Genomic DNA, 2,184 nt, shown 5'->3' with positions numbered 1-2,184 from the left:
CTACCTCCTCCAGGTGCCGGGGAGGAAGAGCATCATCACCGTGTAGATCTCGAGCCTCCCCAGGAGCATGCAGAAGGAAAGGATCCACTTTCCGGCGGCAGGAACGTGGGCGTAGTTGCTCGAAGGACCCACCGAACCTAGGGCCGGCCCGATATTGCCTATCGCCGCCGCGGCGCTCGCTATGGCCGTTAGGACATCCAGCCCCAAGGCGGCCATGGCCATGGCCGCGAGGGCGAACAATCCGATATACATCACGAAAAACGCCGTGACCGAGGAAATGACCTCCCTCTCCAGGACCTTGCCCCCTATCCTGACGGTGAAAATGGCCCTGGGGTGAAGAAGCCTCTGGAGCTCCGCCTTCACATGTTTGACGAGGACCATTATCCTCATGCTCTTGATGCCGCCGACGGTGGAACCGGCGCAACCGCCGACGAACATTAGCAACAGGAGCAGGTACTGCAGAAAATTCGGCCAGAGCCCGAAGTCGGCCGTTACAAACCCTGTGGTCGTCACGATGCTAACCACCTGGAAGGCCCCGTAACGGATGGAATCGGATAATTTTTCATAGGTCCCACTCGAAAAAAGGAATGCCGCGGCCAGTAGAATGGCTACAGCCAGCAGTTTGACATAGAAACGGAACTCCTCGTTCCTCCACCACGCCCCCAGGTCGCCCCGGAGAAGGAGGAAATGCAGGACGAAGTTCGTCCCCGCCAGGAACATGAAGAGGATGATGACCCATTCGAAGTAGGCATTGCCATACTGCCCGATGCTCCGGTTGAGGGGTGAGAAGCCCCCCGTGGCCATGGTCCCGAAGGTGTGGGTCAAAGACTCGAAGAGGCTCATGCCCCCCAGCAGGAGTGCCGAGGTCTGGAGCAGGGAGAGTAGAAGATACACCCCCCAAAGCAGCAGCGCTGTCTGGTGGACCCTGGGGGTGATCTTTTCCGGCATGGGGCCGGGTACTTCCGCCTTGTACAGCTGCATGCCCCCGACCTTCAGGAAGGGCAGGACGGCCAGGCTCAAAACTATGATTCCCATTCCACCGAGCCATTGAGTGAGGTCGCGCCAGAATAGAATACCCCTGGGGTTGGACTGGATATCGGTGAGCACTGTGGCCCCGGTCGTGGTAAAGCCCGACATGGCCTCGAAAAAGGCCTCGGTGTAAGTCGGAACGGTCCCGTTGAGGAGGTAGGGAATGCCCGCGATGGCCGAGGCTAAGACCCACGACAGCGAAACCACAGCGAAAGCCTCCCTGAGACCCAGGTCTCCGACCTTTGCCTTGGACCCGACCACGAAAAGAAGCGCCGATACCCCCAGCCCGGCGCCCATGCCCCATAGCAGCGGGAAAAGATCCCCGGAACCATCCGCCAGGGACCAGAGGATGGGAAAGACCATGAAGAGCGAGACTATGGCGCAGAGAAGGGAGAGAACCTTGGCGACGACGGCAGGCCTCAACCTATCCTACCCCCAAAATCTCCACAGCCTGATCCATCAGTTCCTCCGAGGAAAAGAGGAGGATCTCGTCATTCTCCTGGAGCACGTCATCGCCCCAGGGCACGAACATGTCTCCCTTCCTCGAGATGAGGGCTATCAGTATCCCCTTCGGGAGGCCCAGATCCATGATCTTCTTCCCGTTGACGGCGCTTCCGCGGGGGATCGTCAGTTCCAGGACCTCAGCGTCGATCTCGTCGATTATGGAGAGCGCCCCAGTACCGAAGGGGTAGCGCACCTGCTTCATTATCACCGTCGCCAGGGCCTGGTTGGGGTTGACCATGGCGTCGACGGCGATATAGTCCGTGAGGCGCATGAGCATCTCGCGCCTCACCACGGCCACGCTTTTCTTTGCCCCCAGGGCTTTACCGACCACGCCGATGAGGAGATTGTGTTCATCGTTCGCTGTAGTGGTCACGAAGCCGTCGCCCTCGTCGATGCCCTCGTTTCTCAGTAGTTCTTCATCCATCCCGTCGCCGTGGATTATTATCGCCTTGTCGAGCTCCCTGGATAACTTCTCGCATTTCTCTCGATCCTGGTCGATAAGCCTCAGGTCGAGCCCGGGGTATCTCAACCCCAGCCTGCTCGCCACCTGGAAGCCTATCTTGCCCCCGCCGACGACGATGACCCTTTTCAATTCGGGGGTCTTTTTGTTCGTGAAGAGTACCTCCATGTCCTGGGCCTGGGTTTTGGATG

At 59.2% G+C, this 2,184-nt stretch carries 2 protein-coding genes; both read right to left on the bottom strand.

The annotated features are described in order from the left end of the window. Positions 1 to 1,452 carry a TrkH family potassium uptake protein gene (locus GX108_05560; GenBank protein ID NLO56504.1) on the bottom strand — a complete coding sequence of 484 codons (1,452 nt, stop codon included), beginning with the start codon at positions 1,450 to 1,452 and terminating at the stop codon, positions 1 to 3. Position 1,453: 1 nt separating this feature from the next. Beyond that, positions 1,454 to 2,184 (bottom strand): Trk system potassium transporter TrkA (locus GX108_05555; GenBank protein ID NLO56503.1); only part of this gene is annotated, 731 nt, incomplete at its 5' end.

Origin of the sequence: Thermovirga sp., assembly GCA_012523215.1 — a bacterium.
Taxonomy (GTDB): domain Bacteria; phylum Synergistota; class Synergistia; order Synergistales; family Thermovirgaceae; genus 58-81.
Note: the sequence above shows the minus strand (reverse complement) of the source record. Positions and strands in the feature narration are given on the sequence as shown.